Here is a 15,292-nt window from a genome sequence, read left to right as displayed (position 1 = left end):
TGGTATAATCGTGACAGAAAAGGAGGGTATGTATGAGCTTAACAAGTCAGTTAATTACAGATGTATTCCCAGACCTTGAGAAAGTGGAACAATTAAACAAGGAGGCCTTCCCTGAAGAAGAACGCGTCTCTTTGGAGGAATTTTTAAGTTACCAGGATAGAGATGACGCCCACTTTTTCGCCTTTTATAATGAAGAAGAGTTTGTCGGCTTTGCTTTTGCCATTTCTAATCAAAAAGCTTTCTACATTAGCTTCTTTGCCATTATGCCCCATCTCCGTAGCCATGGATACGGGAGAGAAATCATTGAAAAACTCATTGATTTTTACCAGCGTACCATGATTCTTGAAGTGGAGCGCTTAGACGAAGACTGTGACAATCTCGCACAAAGAAAATCCCGCATGGACTTTTACTTACAAAATGGCTTTAAAACTGCCAACGCCTTCTTGGAATACGAGGGAATGAGTTTCGAAATTCTCTATCGTGGCGACCACTTTGATGAAGAGGCCTATCGGAACATCTTTCAAAAATTGCAAGAAGAGAACTACTTCGACTTTCGTATCGAATACCGACGCTTTAGTGACCACTAGTCATGATGAAACAAAAAGTAGCAGTTTTACTGCTACTTTTCTTTTTATTCTTCAATTTCGATTTCAAGAGCGTCGCCCAAATCAAGTGTTACTTCTTGGTTAGAATCTGCATCAGCTGCTGCACTTGCTTTAGAGCCTTCTTCCTCTTCAATTAAACCATATTGAACACGAACTTGGTGGTCGATTTCATCAAAGATTTCTGGGTGATCTGCCAAGTATTTCTTCGCATTTTCAGAACCTTGTCCGATTTTTTCACCCTTGTATGAGTACCAAGCACCTGCTTTTTGGATAATATCCAAATCACTAGCAATCTTCAAGAGTTCACCAGTTCTAGAAATCCCTTCACCATACATGATTTCAACAAGAGCTTCTTTGAACGGTGGAGCCACCTTGTTTTTCACAACTTTAATCTTAGTTTCTTTACCAACGTTCGTATCTTTTTGGTCACCAGTTCCCTTGATTTGTGTACTTCCACGCACATCCAAACGGACTGAAGCATAGAATTTAAGGGCGCGTCCACCAGGAGTTGTTTCTGGATTTCCAAACATAACCCCTACTTTTTCACGCAACTGGTTGATGAAGATAGCAATTGTCTTTGTCTTGTTGATAGAAGCACCGAGTTTACGCATAGCTTGGCTCATCATACGAGCTTGAAGACCAACGTGGCTATCTCCGATATCACCATCGATTTCCGCACGAGGTACAAGAGCTGCAACTGAGTCAATAACCACAAGGTCGACCGCACCTGAATCAATCAATTTTCCTGCAATTTCAAGACCTTGCTCACCTGAGTCTGGTTGTGACAAGAGCAATTCGTCAATGTTAACCCCAAGAGCTGCTGCATAGGCTGGGTCAAGAGCGTGTTCCGCATCGATAAAGGCTGCAATTCCGCCTTCTTTTTGTGCTTGCGCTACAGCGTGAAGGGCAACTGTTGTCTTACCTGATGACTCTGGACCGTAGATTTCGATGATACGCCCCTTTGGATAACCACCTGAACCGAGTGCAATATCAAGTGCCAAAGAGCCTGAACTCATCACTTGCACTTTTTGCTCTGCACGCTCACCCAAGCGCATGATTGAGCCCTTACCGAAGTCTTTTTCAATCAATTTAAGAGCATCATTCAAAGCTTTTTCACGATCAGCTCCAAATTTTTTCCCAATTTCATCTAATTTTTTTGTTGGTTTTTTCGCCATTTTGTTCTCCTATATTTTAATGATTCTAAGAACCTTCTTCTATTATATCAAAAGTCAGTCACTTAATAAAGCTTTGCGAACTAAGTTAAAAGCATGCATGACTGCAATTTTACGAACATCTGCTCGACTTCTTCCAGCTATATTGACCTGAACAACTTCTGTGCCTGATGCTTGAGATAAACCGATAAAAACTGTACCAGCAGGATGCCCTTCTAGACTATCCGGACCAGCCACTCCTGTCAAGCTAACTCCAAAGTCTGATTGAGTTTTAAGCCGTGCCTGATCTGCCATTTTTTCCGCCGTAAAGTCTGAAACAACTCCATGTTTTTCCAACTCTACTTGTGGAATATCTAACATCTTAGCCTTTTCTTCTAGACTATAAGTGACAAAACCACCTTTGAAGATAGTTGACACTCCCGAAAAGTCTGCCAAAGTTGCTTGAAAAAGCCCTGCTGTCAAACTTTCCGCAGCCGTTATGGTTTTATGCTGCTTCTTCAACTCCTCAACAACTACACTAGCTAGACTCGCTTCCTCACCATAACCATAGCAGATATCCTTTAAAGCAACACCTTCAAAAGTCTGGCGGGCAAGAATTTTTTCCTCCAGATTATCCAAAGATTTTCTTGCTTCTTCTTGACTAGTAGCCTTGGTAGACAAGCGCAGAGTCACTTCTCCCGTTTTTGCATAAGGTGCCAAGGTTGGATCTGTCTGCTCTTCAATCAAATCCGACAAAATCGTCACTAGCTGGCTCTCGCCAATGCCAAAGAAACGAAGCACACGTGAGTACAACTTAGCTCCAGTTATCAATCTCGGCAACAGTTCATTTAAAACCATGGGTTTCAGTTCACTTGGCGGACCTGGTAGGACGACATAAGTCACGCCAGCCACCTCAATCATGCCTCCGACTGCTAGTCCTGTTTCATTAGGTAGCGGGATTGAACCCTCAACGATTTGGGCTTGGCGTTCATTATTTGGAGTTCGGGCATAGTCCGGTCGATGAGTAAAAAAGTCATCTAGTTTAGCCTGCGCTTGAGCATCAAAAGTCAAATCACGCTCCAGAAAATGGGCCAAGGTTTGTTTTGTCAAATCATCCTCTGTCGGTCCCAATCCTCCTGTCAGGATAACCAGATTGCTACGATTCCTAGCAATCTCCAACAAAGATAAGAGACGAGATTCATTATCTCCTACAGCCGTTTGGAAGTAGACATCAACACCGATTTCAGCCAACTTTTCAGATAAAAACTGAGCATTGGTATTGACAATTTGACCTGTTAGAATCTCTGTTCCAACAGCTATGATTTCCGCTTTCATTTTTTCCTCCTACCTATCTATTCGGATTTCTTTGAAAAAATCGCAGGAAAATTCCTACGATTTTAGTATGCATTTCTTATTGTTCTTGTTGGCCTTGTTGTTCCTGATCTGCAACAGAACCAGTTGTTTGTGGTAAACGCCCATAAATATTTTCATACAAGACTACATTTGTCTCCAATTCGGTAACTTCTGGCTTATCCAATGAACGACGTAAAAGATTTTGCATCTCTAACATATGCTCAGATGTCACGATTTGGTAAGATATTCCGTCAATCATTGCATCCTCTCCACGTAATTGCTGAGACTCAATATTCTTAAAGGAATCTTGGTAGCCCATCAACTGAGGAATCGTTGTTGTCGTAATCTCGATATTTGTCTGCATGTTATCGCTAAGAGCCTTCAAAATTTCTTGATAGTGGCTGACACTATTCAAACTAAGAATTTTTTCAACAATCTTTTGGATAACTTCGCGCTGACGTTTCTGACGACCGTAGTCTCCCTCTGGATCCTGATAGCGCATGCGTGAATATACTAGCGCCTCGTCACCATTTAGGGTTTGTTCCCCAACACCGATAGAAATCGTGTTAAATGGTTCCTGGTCTTGGATAGAGATTGGGAAACCTAGAGTGTTGTTTACTGTGATACCTCCGACAGCATCAACCATTCTTTGAAGACCGTGCATATTGACCATCACATAGCGGTCGATATGGATATTCATCATTTTTTGAATGGTCGAAATGGCAAGCTCTGCCCCACCATCAGCATAGGCAGCGTTGAGTTTAGCTTCTCTAACACTACCATCTGGTTGTTGGATTTGTGTCAGAATATCACGTTCCAAACTCATCATAACGACTTTCTTGGTTTTCGGATTCACTGTTACCAAGATCATTGAATCACTATTTCCTGCCCATGGGTCTGTACGTTCAACATTCCCCGTGTCAACCCCCATCAATAGGATTGTCAATGGTTCAGTTGCCTCGATAACCTTGGTTTCTTCTCCGATTTGTTTATAAGTTTTGGCTAAAGTCTGTGTACTTTGTTGGTAGATAGTATAGGCATAAGCTCCCACACCAAGCACTGTCACAAGAACAAAGCCTAAAAACATTCCGATTATTTTTTTTGCCATACATTTATTCGTCTATCAGTCGACCCATCAGGTAAACATCAAGAAATTCTCCTCCTTCTATACAAGCGCCGCGTTCCTGTTGGCCTTCAATGATGAAGCCCAGCTTTTTATATAGATGAACAGCTGCCAGATTTCGTTTTTGAACTGTCAATTGTAAACGTCGAATACTTCCGCTCGATTGGGCCCATTCAATAGCTTCTTCCATCAAGATACTACCGAGACCATTTCTCCAATAGGCTTTTTTAATACCCAAAAAGATATCCCCAATATGCCGAACTCGCGGACGTTGATCAGCCGTTATATTGATCACTCCTGCCAATTCTTCATTCAAATAAGCTAGTAAAGTAATCTGATTATCCGACTGGGCCTGCTTGTTAATAAAACGCTGCATCTCAGATTCACTCATTGCAATTCCATTTTCATCCAGACTGGTAAAGCTAGATTCATGACCAATCTGATCCAAAAGTGCAATAAGTTCTGTAGCATCCTCAACTTCTGCTTCACGAATTAATAAATCATACTCCATTCGTAAGCCTCTTCAAAAGTTCTGTCGCTCGTTGACCATGATCATGAAAGACAACTTCACGTCCCTCACCATCTTTAAGAATTTCTAATTCCAGATAGTCTGATGGGAGAGCCTCGCCTAATAGGTGTCCCCACTCAATAACCGTCACACCTGAACCAAAAAGAAATTCATCAAGGTCGATTGAATCTGCATCTCCTTCGATGCGGTAAACATCCAAGTGATATAAGGGTAGGCGGCCTTCATATTCTCGAACAATGGTATAAGTAGGACTTTTGATCATTTGATGAATTCCTAGTCCTTTAGCCAGACCTTTTGTTAATGTGGTTTTTCCAGCACCTAATTCACCAGTTAAAATCAATACATCATTTTTTTCAAGTAGACTACCCAACTCTTGTCCAAGAGCGATTAGTTCATCTTCATTTTTTGTGTGCATGCTATTATTATACCAAAAAGTTTTCTTTTGCGACATTTCTAGTAATAAAAAAAGAGGAGTTTCCTCCTTCTTTTTTTAAGTTTTTATCATTAGTTAAGAGCCATGCTGATGTAGTTCAAGATGAACAGAGCGTCTAAAATCCAAATCATCACATGCACTTCCTTAACTTGACCTTTAACAATCTTCGCTAAAGTGTAAGTTAGGAAACCAACGGCAATTCCTTGTGTAATGGAGTAACTGAATCCCATAAAGATAGATGTGAAGAAGGCTGGAATAGCTTCTGACATATCATCCCAAGGAATGTTTTTCAAGTTAGAGAGCATCATAATTCCGACGATAATCAAAATTGGTGCTGTCGCAGCTGAAGGCACAATGGCAAGAAGTGGGCTAAAGAAGCTTGATAGAGCAAAACAGATAGCAACAACTAAGGCTGTCAATCCAGTACGTCCACCAGCACCGATCCCTGCTGCTGACTCAATATAAGTTGTAACGTTTGATGTACCTGCAATGGCACCAACTGATGTCGCCACCAAGTCAGAATATAGAGCCTTATCCAATTTAGCTGATTCATTGTTCTCACCACTTGATGCGATGATCCCAACTTTTTCACCTGTACCGATAAGAGTACCAATTGTATCAAAAATATCAGTCAATGAGAAGGCAAGAATGGCCATCAAGGTTTCAGGTAAACGTGAAGTATTTGAAATCAGAGAACCCAAACCTTCTGAACCAAGGGCTGCACCAAATAAAGTTCCTAGGTCGTTAACTGCTGCTGAAAGATTGTTGCTAGCAAAATCGATTCCTGACAAATTAACAAGACCAACTGCAATCGCAAGGACTGTCGTTGTTAAGATAGAAAGGATGATCCCACCTTTAATACCTTTGACAACAAAGAAGATTGTAATGGCAAGACCTGCAATAGCTACCAATACTGCTGGAGTATTGAAATCTACCAATCCTGGAACAGCTGCTGCATTTGCAGTAATCGCTGCTTGAGCCTTATCTGCTCCCTCACCTGCTACTGTATAAGTACCTGGGTCAATTGAGAATTTCAAGAGACCAGCATTCTTAATACCAACATAGGCAAGGAAAACACCAATACCAGCTGAAATTGCTGAACGAAGAGTTGCAGGAATAGACTCAATGATCATTTTACGAACATTGGTTAATGTGATAATCAGAGAAATGATCCCACAGATGAAAACCATACCAAGAGCTTCTTTCCAAGTATAGCCCATTCCGAATACAACCGTAAATGTAAAGAAAGCATTAAGTCCCATACCTGGAGCTTGTGCGTATGGCAAGTTAGCATAGAAAGCCATCATCAAAGTTCCTACTACAGAACCGATGATTGTTGCCAAGAATACACCCTGAACGGGCATTCCTGTTTGCGAAAGCATTTGAGGGTTTACAAAGAGAATATAACTCATTGCAAAGAAAGTTGTTAAACCAGCAAGCACCTCTGTACGGACATCTGTCCCGTGCTCTTTTAGTTTAAATAATTTGTCCATTTTTAATCTCCTTTGTCATTTTACGAACAATATGACTATTATATCATCAATCATTCACATTTTCAAGCTGTTTTTCCTATTTTTAAAAATTCTTAAAGGATATGATTCTTCTTATTTTTGCTTATAGTCAGCTTTTCTTTCAGCTTTTTGATATAATAGGAAACATCTTATCTGAAACTAAATTCGGGAGGATTTTATGACTAAAAAAATGATTGCCGTGGACTTAGATGGTACCTTACTTAATGGAGAAAGCAAACTCTCTGACTTTACAAAAGAAACCATTAAAAAAATTTCTAAGAAAGGCCACCATGTGGTTATCGCAACTGGTCGCCCATATCGTATGGCCAAAGATTTTTATGACCAACTTGAACTTGAGACTCCTATGATTAACTTCAACGGTTCGCTCACTCACCTACCTGGTAGAGCTTGGAAACATGAAAAATGCCTTACTGTGGACAAAAAGTATCTCTTAGATATCGTAAAACGAAAAGAGGATATCGAGGCAGACTTTATCGCAGGTGAATACCGTAAAAAGTTTTACATTACATCCCCAGACAAGGAAATTGCCGATCCTAAATTGTTTGGTGTTGAAAACTTTCGCCCTGAAAATCAATTCAAGTCTGACTTAGTGACTAAGGGGCCTAACTGTATTTTATTACAAACTAGGGCAGACGATAAATATGCACTAGCAGAAGAGATGACTAGCTTTTACAAGCATCAGCTTAATATCAATACTTGGGGCGGTCCCTTGAACATTCTTGAATGTACTCCAAAAGGTGTTCACAAGGCCTTTGCCCTTGAATACCTTCTAAATGTCATGAATATAGACAGACAGAACCTGATTGCCTTTGGTGATGAACACAATGACCAAGAAATGCTCTCCTTTGCAGGCAGAGGATATGCCATGAAAAATGCTAATCCCGCTCTACTTTCTTTCGCAGACGAGCAATTATCACTAACCAACGAAGAAGACGGGGTCGCTCACTTTTTACAAGAGCAGTTCCTTTAATAAAAACTATCCCTCCATACTTTTTTGGTAGAAAATAGCTACCTTAATCGTATGGTTTTTTTATGCCAAAAATCGATTAAAGAAAAAAGGATCCGAATCCGTGTTAACGAGATTCAAATCCTTACAAAAGATGTCTATTTTTTTAGAACGATACGATCAGAAATTTCGCGATCCATATCATCAATGATCATTTGATTTCCATCAGCTACATAAACTTTGATATCATCTCCAATAAAGACTCTCTGACTTTCTGGTTCGAAGGTGACCTTTTTAATTTCCTGATCGCCATCAACTTCTACTTCTGTCCATGTTCCAGTATTACCAGTAACAACGAGAGTAATGCTATCTCCCTCATCTTGCCCTTTATAGGTCCCATCAATGTTCGTTACTGAGCTAGCCGTAGAACTATAAACAGTCGTTTCTGCTGACTGAGCAGTCGTTACTTCCGTACTAGTACTTGCTTGAGTTGAAGGAGCTGCCTGCTCTTTTGGCGAACATGCAACTAAGAGACTAAGACTTGCCAAAGAAGCAAGAAAAAGTGTGAATTTTTTTAGTGACATGATGGCTCCTTTCTTTTAGTGGCTTAAAATCAGAATAACCCTGCTGAGCCACCACACCTTTACTATAACAAATAAAGATAGGAGGGTCAATCAAATGACTTTTGTTTCATAAGACAAGCGCGAACCTCAGATATAAAATAGAGAGAACCTGTCACAAATAGCAAGTCTTGCTCCCCTGCAGAACTCTCAAAATTATCTATAAAATCTCGATAAGAAGCAATGCTTGTATAATCTCCAAAGTCTTGCTCTTCCAAGGAACCCTGATAGTCAAAACTCGTAACATAGAGAGCTACATCAGGTAAATGCTCTGTTAAATAAGTAAGCATTCCACTATAATCTTTCCGCTTTAGGGCACCAAATAAGATTTGAGGCTGATACCCTTGCTGGATTTTTTCTTGGATAAACTCAACCAAACGCTCTAGAGCTGGTAAATTGTGAGCCCCATCTAGATAGATGTGCTCAGTGACAGTTTCTAGTCTTCCAGCCCATTTAGTAGCTTGCAAGGCAGCACGTACTGCTTCTTGATCTACTTTCTCGTCTCTTTGTGCCATAAATAGTAGAAAAGCCTGCAAGGCAAGACCTGCATTTTCCTCCTGATATGCTCCCTCCAGTCCCAATATTAGGTGGTTAAAGTCAGCTAGAGAAGAAGAAAAGTTCCCATTTCGGAAAGAAAAATCTTTATTAGCTTGGTAGAGACTTACATCCAAATCAGTGGCTGTCCTTTGACAAACGAGTTGGGCTTCCGGTGCTAAATTTGCAATCACAGCTGACTTCCCGGGCTTAAAAATTCCAGCTTTCTGCTCTGCAATTGTTACTAGACTATCGCCCAAGGTCTCCTGGTGATCGAGGCCGATTGATGTGATGATTGCAATTTCTCCTGTCACGACATTGGTAGTATCAAGAAGTCCACCTATCCCAACTTCCAGTAGGACCAAATCTACTTTTTGCTCTTTAAAATAAAGCAAAGCAATCAAGGTCAACAACTCAAAAAAAGATAGCTGATCGTGGGCTTCTAAAAGTCTTTGCTCCATTGCTTTGACTTGATCTGCTAAACGAATAAAATCTGCGTTCGAAATGGGTTCGCCATTGATACAAATACGATCATGGATGCTAACAATGTGTGGCGAAGTAAAGGTCCCAACCTTCTTGCCATGAGAAACAAAGAGTTCCCTCATAAAGGCAATGGTTGACCCCTTCCCATTAGTACCCGTTACATGGATAATCGGATAGGTTTGCTCAGGATTCCCCAGTAAATCTACTGCTCTTTGCATCCGTCCCAAGCCTGATCTAAAATTCAATCCAATTCGACTATGGAGCCATTTTTCTACTTCAAACATGCTTATCTCCTTAACAAAAAAGCGAAGATTCTCTTCGCTTTTTACTGTTTTTGCTAGTTCCTAGCTAAATTTTATTTTAGTGGGGGGCTAAAAACGTCCACTGGACTTACCAGCTCTCTCTTATTCCAAGGAGCTGGGGTGATACAGTCTCCCAGACTACCTGCGTTTCTATTTTCTAGCGCAGGGCTAAAAACATCCTCCGGATGTTCCAACTCTTTCTAGTTTCTAGGAGTTGGGCTAAAAACGTTCCCCGAACGTTTTTACTCCTCCATAAAGCTGTTGAAGACTTCTTCAATCATGTTCCATTCATCTTCTGAATCTTCAGGGATTGGTTGCAATTCACCTTCAGTTCCATCTTCATTTTCGATGAATGAGTATGCTTGGATTTCAACTTCACCGTTTTCATCTTCTTCTGCATTAACTGGTACAAGAAGAACATAGTTTTTACCAAATTCTTCTTTTCCGTCAATAGTCAAAAGGATTTCAAATAAAGTTTCGTTTCCTTGCTCATCTACAAGTGTAATAAGTTCACGTTCTTCGTGATCGTGGTTGTGATCGTGTGACATAGTTTCTCCTCTGTCTTAAAATTTTCTATCTAAATAATTTTGCAAAATCAACTGAGCTGCTAATTTATCAATAACTTTTTTACGCTTATTGCGACTAACATCTGCTTGCTCAATCAACATGCGCTCAGCAGCAACCGTGGTCAGGCGCTCATCCTGGTACTCCACTGGCAAGCCAAAGAGTTCTTCCAGTTTTGCTCCATACGCTTGACTGGCTTCCACCCGAGGTCCACTGGTATTGTTCATATTTTTAGGTAAACCAACAACAAAGCGCTCTACCTTATAGGTGTCAACCAATTCCTTGAGTCGTTCAAAGCCGAACTCTCCTTGATCTTCATTGATTTGGATGATTTCGAGCCCTTGTGCTGTAAACCCTAACGGATCGCTAATCGCTACTCCTACTGTTTTGGAACCAACGTCCAATCCCATAATTCTCATTGGTTATAGATCGACTCCTTGTCCCTTAAGGTAGTAGCGGACCAATTCTTCAACAATCTCATCGCGTTCGTATTTACGGATTTGATTTCTTGCGTTATTGTAACGAGGAACGTAGGCTGGGTCTCCACTGAGAACATAGCCCACAATTTGGTTAATAGGGTTATACCCCTTCTCATTTAATGAAGCATAGACTTCTGTCAATGTTTCACTAATTTCTTTTTTATTGGAATCATCCAATTTAAAACGTACGGTTTCTTCAGTAAATCCCATTCTAACACCCTCTTTCCTTAGAATAGTACTATTATAGCACATTCACAGCCATTCTACAAATGACACAGCCTGATTTTGCTGATTTTCTGTGACTTCCTTACTGGACAGTCGCGCCACTTGCAACTCGATTTTCAATATATTCTTCTGGTTCGTTTTTTAGTAGATTTTCTAATCCCACATTTTTTAAATATTCGCTTTCGCTTGCCTTTTTAACGTCTAGAACTTGAAAATCATAACTTGTTTTTGTTTCAATCTCGGTTTCACTTAAAAGATTGGTTTCAAGGTTAAATCCAGGAATTTTCCGTACTTCTTGGACCGATTCATCCTTGTCTTCTCCTTCTTTCAATGCCTTTTTTGCTTCCTCTAATCCATGCTCTGCAATAAAGTTCTTGAGGTCTTCTGAAACTTGTCGTTTTTGCTGAATCGTTAAGGTCAAGAACTGTTTGCCCTTATAGGTAATGGTCTGGGTTTGTTGAACCCCATTTTCGTCAGCAGGTAGAACAAGCGTCTTTGTTACAACTGTATTGTTATTGGCATTTTCTAGAACAGGCAAAGTTGATTGAAGAGCTTCTGTCGTTGTATCTTTAGAAGGTGCCGCAGACTCTTTTTTCTGTCCACAGCCAGCTAGCAAAAATAGGAGCGCAACTGTACCGATAACTATCTTCTTCATGTTCGTTTTTCCTTATTTACCTATCAAATAAGGCCAGGAGTCACTCCCAGCCTTTATGTTTTATAGTGCTGCACGTAAACGTGCTTCTGCATTTTCTACATTGCGGACAGAGCGTGGCAAGAAGGCACGAATGTCATCTTCTTTATAGCCAACTTGTAAACGTTTCTCGTCAACAAGAATTGGACTTTTTAGGATACGTGGTGTTTCCATTATTAAGGTGAGCACTTCATTGACACTCAAATCTTCGATATCAACTCCAAGAGCTTTAGCGTAGCGATTCTTTGATGATACAATGCTCGCAATTCCATTGTCTGTTTTTGTTAGAATATCTAATAATTCTTCTCTAGAAATCCCCTCTTTACCGAGGTTTTGTTCTTTATAACTTAACTGGTGGGCATTGAGCCAGGTTTTCGCTTTTTTACAGCTAGTACAACTTGAGACTGTATAAATTTTGATCATGTACCTACCCCTTTCGCTACATGTTACTATCAGTTTATTCTATTATACCATAAAAAACATCCGACTTGCGACCTATTTTTAAAAAAATTTAACTTTTTCCCCAGTTTTCTATCTTTTTTCTTGACAAAAACCGAACTATAACCATTCTTTGTACTTCCTAATGTAAAATTTCTTAATAACTGTGACGCTAAACATGTACAAGAAAATAATACAGGTTAGGAAGAAGAAATAAGGAAGTCCTAATGGAGCTAAACGAAGAATATTTACTAGCGGTCCATAAGGCAGACTAGTTACGAAAATTGCGGCAATCAAGGTTGTCAAAATCACAAGCCAAGCTGGTCTGCTTTGTACAAAAGGAACTTTTGCTGTACGAAGCATATGGATGACCATGGTTTGAGACCACATAGATTCGATGAACCATCCTGTTTGGAACAAGATAATAAACTGAAGGGCAGATTCAGAACCATGAACATAATGATAACCTGTCACCAAAGGAACAATGATAAAGTAGAGGAAGATAAAGGTCAAAATATCAAAGATAGATGATATTGGACCCATCCAAACCATAAATCGCGTAATGGATTTTGCTTCCCATGTATGGGGTTGTTTTAGGAAGTCTTGATCCACGTTATCAAACGGCAATGCCACACAAGATAAATCGTAGACTAGGTTTAGGACAATGAGATGAACAGGAGCCATTGGTAAAAATGGCAAGAAAATACTTGCAACAAGGAGTGAGAAGATATTCCCAAAGTTTGAACTAACGGTCATCTTGATGTACTTGGTCATGTTGGCGTAGACCTTACGGCCTTCAACGATACCAGTTTCAAGGACCATGAGATCCTTGTCTAGCAAAATAACATCTGCTGTTTCTTTGGCAATATCCACTGCTGTATCTACAGAAATACCGACATCTGCCACCTTCATAGATGGGGCATCATTAATACCGTCACCCATATAACCAACTCCATGACCATTTCTCTTTAACTGTAGAATGATACGCGCTTTTTGGTCAGGTGACAATTTAGCAAAGACTGTTACTTTTTCAACAACTTCTGCCAATTCTTGGTCTGTCATTTGGTCGATATCAGCTCCCAAAAGAATATGTTCAACATCCAAACCAACCTTTTCACAGATGGCTTGGGTTACTTTTTCATTATCCCCAGTTAAAATTTTTGTTTTGACACCATGCTCAAGTAGAGCTTGAATAGCGGGTGCTGCAGATGGTTTTGGTGGATCCAAGAAGGCAAGGTAACCTGTAAGGATCATGTCACTTTCATCAGTCACAGCATAGGCATAATCTTCACGTAGACCTGACTTGTAACCAACACCTAATACACGTAAACCTTGACGGTTTAATTGACCAACTTCTGCCAGTACTTCTTGGCGAATACCTTCCGTAATAGGGATTATTTCTCCACGATATTCCACATGTGTCGAAATGGTCAACATTTCTTCCAAGGCGCCTTTGGTCACCATACTAACAACATTGCTATCATCTTTGACGATAACACTCATGCGTCTACGTTCAAAATCAAATGGTAGTTCGTCGATTTTTTGGAAGCTGGTGTCTAGATTTTGTAGGATAACATGTTCCTTGGCTTCTTTTTCAGTTCTACTGATGATGGCACGGTCCATCAAGTTCTTCAAACCTGTTTGAAAATGTGAATTTAGATAAGCTCTTCTTAAGACTGCCATATCCAAATCACCATGGATATCCAAAGGGTATTCTAGGACAATCTCATCTTGCGTTAGAGTTCCAGTTTTATCCGTACATAGGATATCGATTGCTCCTAAGTCCTGGATAGCATTGAGTTTTTTGATGACCACCTTTTCCTTGGCCATGATAATGGAACCTTTGGCCAAGCTGGCTGTAATAATCATTGGCAGCATTTCTGGTGTCAGTCCGACACCCACGCTCAAGGCAAATACTCCCGCCTCTAGCCAGTCTCCATCGGTTAATCCATTTGCAAAAAACACAATCGGAACCATGACAAGCATCAAGCGGATCAAGAGCCAGGAAATGCTGTTCATTTCACGTTCAAAAGAAGTTGGCTCATCATAGGTGTTAAGAGTTTGCTCAATAGCTCCCATCATGGTGTCATCCCCAACTGCTAAGACCATCGCTGTAGCACTTCCTGAGATAACGTTTGTCCCCATAAAGGCCAAGGATTCTGCTTCTAAGAGGCTATCCACATTTTGACCAGTGGCTTTATTTAAAGCTAGCTTTTCAACTGCATCACTTTCTCCAGTCAAACCTGACTGTTGAACGAAAAAGTCGCGGGATTCGAATAAGATAACATCTGCCGGAATCATGTCTCCAGCGCTCAATTTCACGAGGTCTCCCACAACCAACTCATCGATTGGCAACTCTTGTTCAAGACCATCGCGAATAACAGTTGCAGTGTTGACAATCATTTTTGAAAGATTGGTTGTCGCCTTGTCGCTCCGCAACTCTTGGACAAAACGGATGCCTCCTGAAATCAAAATCAAGACAACGATAATAATAGAGGTCGTAGGGTCCTCTTGGCCAGGTTTGGCAAGCCAAACGTTTGTAACGAGAGAAATAAAGGCAATCACAAGCAAAATGATTGTGAAAGGATTGATAATGGACTCATAAATCTTTTTAAAGATGGAATCCTCTTGACCCTTGGTAATAGTGTTTTCACCATATAGGTCACGGTTTTCTTCAACTTGTTCTTGGTCTAAGCCTTTTAGACTTGTATTGTAAAAAGCTAGACTATCTTTTAATGGAGTTTGAATAGCTACTGCTAGTCTTTCTTTTGTAGTTTTCATTGGTTTCTCCTATCTGTATGAATAGTGATTTCATACTCAATGAAAATCAAAGAGCAAACTAGGAAACTAGCCACAGGCTGTACTTGAGTACGGCAAGGCGACGTTGACGTGGTTTGAATTTGATTTTCGAAGAGTATCATACACAGAGACCAATCACTTTATAGGGACAGAACGACACAAATCAGCGATTGGGTGTGTATGTGCGGTTCTGGATGATCGTCAATTTGCATCGTTTGTCTCCTTTCTTTGTTTTAAAACAGCAGAAAATCCTGCCATAAAATGGCAGGACTAAAAAACTGATTATCTGTTTTCGTTCAAGCTTTAACTCCATAGGGCGATGTAATGAGCTTAGTCTTGACCTTCGCGACCAGGACTGTTGACCAACGAGTAGTGTCTCCACTGCTTTGCGGTAGTCATCCGTATCCCTATGGTAGCCTCACCTACCGTTTTCGCCTTTCAGTATAAACCTTTAACTAGTAAAAGTCAACGATTTATCTCATTTT

Annotated in this window: 16 protein-coding genes and 1 riboswitch; of the genes, 2 read left to right on the top strand and 14 right to left on the bottom strand. The window is 40.3% G+C overall.

Going from position 1 to position 15,292, the window contains the following annotated elements; translation table 11 throughout:
- Window positions 1-32 precede the first annotated feature (32 nt).
- On the top strand, window positions 33-587 hold the full coding sequence (locus tag LG369_RS00515) for a GNAT family N-acetyltransferase (protein WP_049496861.1): 555 nt from the start codon (window positions 33-35) through the stop codon (window positions 585-587).
- A 44-nt stretch (window positions 588-631) separates the two neighbouring features.
- Here LG369_RS00515 and recA read toward each other — a convergent pair whose 3' ends face one another.
- The 6 genes from recA to LG369_RS00485 form a co-directional block, all read right to left on the bottom strand.
- On the bottom strand, window positions 632-1,780 hold the full coding sequence (recA, locus tag LG369_RS00510) for a recombinase RecA (RefSeq protein WP_006149228.1): 1,149 nt from the start codon (window positions 1,778-1,780) through the stop codon (window positions 632-634).
- Between the two features lie 54 nt (window positions 1,781-1,834).
- A complete protein-coding gene (locus tag LG369_RS00505; protein WP_225749937.1) occupies window positions 1,835-3,091 on the bottom strand; it encodes a competence/damage-inducible protein A in 1,257 nt (418 codons plus the stop codon).
- 76 nt (window positions 3,092-3,167) lie between these two features.
- Window positions 3,168-4,217: a biofilm formation/cell division transcriptional regulator BrpA gene (gene brpA / locus LG369_RS00500; protein ID WP_225749936.1), complete on the bottom strand. Its 1,050-nt coding sequence runs from the start codon at window positions 4,215-4,217 to the stop codon at window positions 3,168-3,170.
- Window positions 4,218-4,221: 4 nt separating this feature from the next.
- Window positions 4,222-4,743 carry a GNAT family N-acetyltransferase gene (locus LG369_RS00495; RefSeq protein WP_070678397.1) on the bottom strand — a complete coding sequence of 174 codons (522 nt, stop codon included), beginning with the start codon at window positions 4,741-4,743 and terminating at the stop codon, window positions 4,222-4,224.
- Complete coding sequence (gene tsaE / locus LG369_RS00490; RefSeq protein WP_070679037.1) at window positions 4,733-5,176, bottom strand: tRNA (adenosine(37)-N6)-threonylcarbamoyltransferase complex ATPase subunit type 1 TsaE; 444 nt, start codon at window positions 5,174-5,176, stop codon at window positions 4,733-4,735. Before tsaE ends, LG369_RS00495 begins: the two co-directional genes overlap by 11 nt.
- An 89-nt stretch (window positions 5,177-5,265) precedes the next feature.
- Window positions 5,266-6,687 carry an NCS2 family permease gene (locus LG369_RS00485; RefSeq protein WP_036758137.1) on the bottom strand — a complete coding sequence of 474 codons (1,422 nt, stop codon included), beginning with the start codon at window positions 6,685-6,687 and terminating at the stop codon, window positions 5,266-5,268.
- 196 nt (window positions 6,688-6,883) lie between these two features.
- Between LG369_RS00485 and LG369_RS00480 the strand changes: the two genes are divergently transcribed.
- Entirely contained in the window at window positions 6,884-7,696 is an 813-nt protein-coding gene (locus LG369_RS00480; RefSeq protein WP_225749935.1) for a Cof-type HAD-IIB family hydrolase, read from the top strand.
- A gap of 134 nt (window positions 7,697-7,830) precedes the next feature.
- On the opposite strand, the gene LG369_RS00475 is transcribed toward LG369_RS00480, so the two are convergent.
- From LG369_RS00475 to mgtA, 8 genes are all read right to left on the bottom strand, one after another.
- Window positions 7,831-8,256, bottom strand: coding sequence for an SP_0198 family lipoprotein (locus tag LG369_RS00475; RefSeq protein WP_225749934.1), 426 nt, complete (start codon window positions 8,254-8,256; stop codon window positions 7,831-7,833).
- Between the two features lie 86 nt (window positions 8,257-8,342).
- On the bottom strand, window positions 8,343-9,593 hold the full coding sequence (locus LG369_RS00470; RefSeq protein WP_225749933.1) for a bifunctional folylpolyglutamate synthase/dihydrofolate synthase: 1,251 nt from the start codon (window positions 9,591-9,593) through the stop codon (window positions 8,343-8,345).
- Window positions 9,594-9,853: 260 nt separating this feature from the next.
- Window positions 9,854-10,159, bottom strand: coding sequence for a DUF1292 domain-containing protein (locus LG369_RS00465; RefSeq protein ID WP_000017624.1), 306 nt, complete (start codon window positions 10,157-10,159; stop codon window positions 9,854-9,856).
- 15 nt (window positions 10,160-10,174) lie between these two features.
- On the bottom strand, window positions 10,175-10,594 hold the full coding sequence (gene ruvX / locus LG369_RS00460; protein WP_070678388.1) for a Holliday junction resolvase RuvX: 420 nt from the start codon (window positions 10,592-10,594) through the stop codon (window positions 10,175-10,177).
- Window positions 10,595-10,597: 3 nt separating this feature from the next.
- On the bottom strand, window positions 10,598-10,864 hold the full coding sequence (locus LG369_RS00455; RefSeq protein ID WP_004250500.1) for an IreB family regulatory phosphoprotein: 267 nt from the start codon (window positions 10,862-10,864) through the stop codon (window positions 10,598-10,600).
- Between the two features lie 97 nt (window positions 10,865-10,961).
- Window positions 10,962-11,534: an SP0191 family lipoprotein gene (locus LG369_RS00450; protein WP_070678385.1), complete on the bottom strand. Its 573-nt coding sequence runs from the start codon at window positions 11,532-11,534 to the stop codon at window positions 10,962-10,964.
- Between the two features lie 60 nt (window positions 11,535-11,594).
- Window positions 11,595-11,993, bottom strand: coding sequence for a transcriptional regulator Spx (spx, locus tag LG369_RS00445; protein WP_006149601.1), 399 nt, complete (start codon window positions 11,991-11,993; stop codon window positions 11,595-11,597).
- 135 nt (window positions 11,994-12,128) lie between these two features.
- Complete coding sequence (gene mgtA / locus LG369_RS00440) at window positions 12,129-14,789, bottom strand: magnesium-translocating P-type ATPase (protein ID WP_070678382.1); 2,661 nt, start codon at window positions 14,787-14,789, stop codon at window positions 12,129-12,131.
- A 298-nt stretch (window positions 14,790-15,087) separates the two neighbouring features.
- Window positions 15,088-15,241: riboswitch (M-box (ykoK) riboswitch) on the bottom strand.
- Window positions 15,242-15,292: the final 51 nt, after the last annotated feature.

The organism is Streptococcus sp. Marseille-Q4154, assembly GCF_916700545.1.
Taxonomy (GTDB): Bacteria; Bacillota; Bacilli; order Lactobacillales; family Streptococcaceae; genus Streptococcus; species Streptococcus infantis_I.
Note: the sequence above shows the minus strand (reverse complement) of the source record. Positions and strands in the feature narration are given on the sequence as shown.

Excerpts from the sequence above, each read along its gene's own strand:
- spx (WP_006149601.1), bottom strand. The coding sequence starts at position 11,993 with ATGATCAAAATTTATACAGTCTCAAGTTGTACTAGCTGTAAAAAAGCG.
- LG369_RS00455 (WP_004250500.1), bottom strand. The coding sequence starts at position 10,864 with ATGGGATTTACTGAAGAAACCGTACGTTTTAAATTGGATGATTCCAAT.
- LG369_RS00450 (WP_070678385.1), bottom strand. The coding sequence starts at position 11,534 with ATGAAGAAGATAGTTATCGGTACAGTTGCGCTCCTATTTTTGCTAGCT.
- LG369_RS00470 (WP_225749933.1), bottom strand. The coding sequence starts at position 9,593 with ATGTTTGAAGTAGAAAAATGGCTCCATAGTCGAATTGGATTGAATTTT.
- recA (WP_006149228.1), bottom strand. The coding sequence starts at position 1,780 with ATGGCGAAAAAACCAACAAAAAAATTAGATGAAATTGGGAAAAAATTT.
- LG369_RS00485 (WP_036758137.1), bottom strand. The coding sequence starts at position 6,687 with ATGGACAAATTATTTAAACTAAAAGAGCACGGGACAGATGTCCGTACA.
- brpA (WP_225749936.1), bottom strand. The coding sequence starts at position 4,217 with ATGGCAAAAAAAATAATCGGAATGTTTTTAGGCTTTGTTCTTGTGACA.
- ruvX (WP_070678388.1), bottom strand. The coding sequence starts at position 10,594 with ATGAGAATTATGGGATTGGACGTTGGTTCCAAAACAGTAGGAGTAGCG.
- LG369_RS00475 (WP_225749934.1), bottom strand. The coding sequence starts at position 8,256 with ATGTCACTAAAAAAATTCACACTTTTTCTTGCTTCTTTGGCAAGTCTT.
- LG369_RS00505 (WP_225749937.1), bottom strand. The coding sequence starts at position 3,091 with ATGAAAGCGGAAATCATAGCTGTTGGAACAGAGATTCTAACAGGTCAA.
- mgtA (WP_070678382.1), bottom strand. The coding sequence starts at position 14,789 with ATGAAAACTACAAAAGAAAGACTAGCAGTAGCTATTCAAACTCCATTA.
- LG369_RS00465 (WP_000017624.1), bottom strand. The coding sequence starts at position 10,159 with ATGTCACACGATCACAACCACGATCACGAAGAACGTGAACTTATTACA.
- tsaE (WP_070679037.1), bottom strand. The coding sequence starts at position 5,176 with ATGCACACAAAAAATGAAGATGAACTAATCGCTCTTGGACAAGAGTTG.
- LG369_RS00515 (WP_049496861.1), top strand. The coding sequence starts at position 33 with ATGAGCTTAACAAGTCAGTTAATTACAGATGTATTCCCAGACCTTGAG.
- LG369_RS00495 (WP_070678397.1), bottom strand. The coding sequence starts at position 4,743 with ATGGAGTATGATTTATTAATTCGTGAAGCAGAAGTTGAGGATGCTACA.
- LG369_RS00480 (WP_225749935.1), top strand. The coding sequence starts at position 6,884 with ATGACTAAAAAAATGATTGCCGTGGACTTAGATGGTACCTTACTTAAT.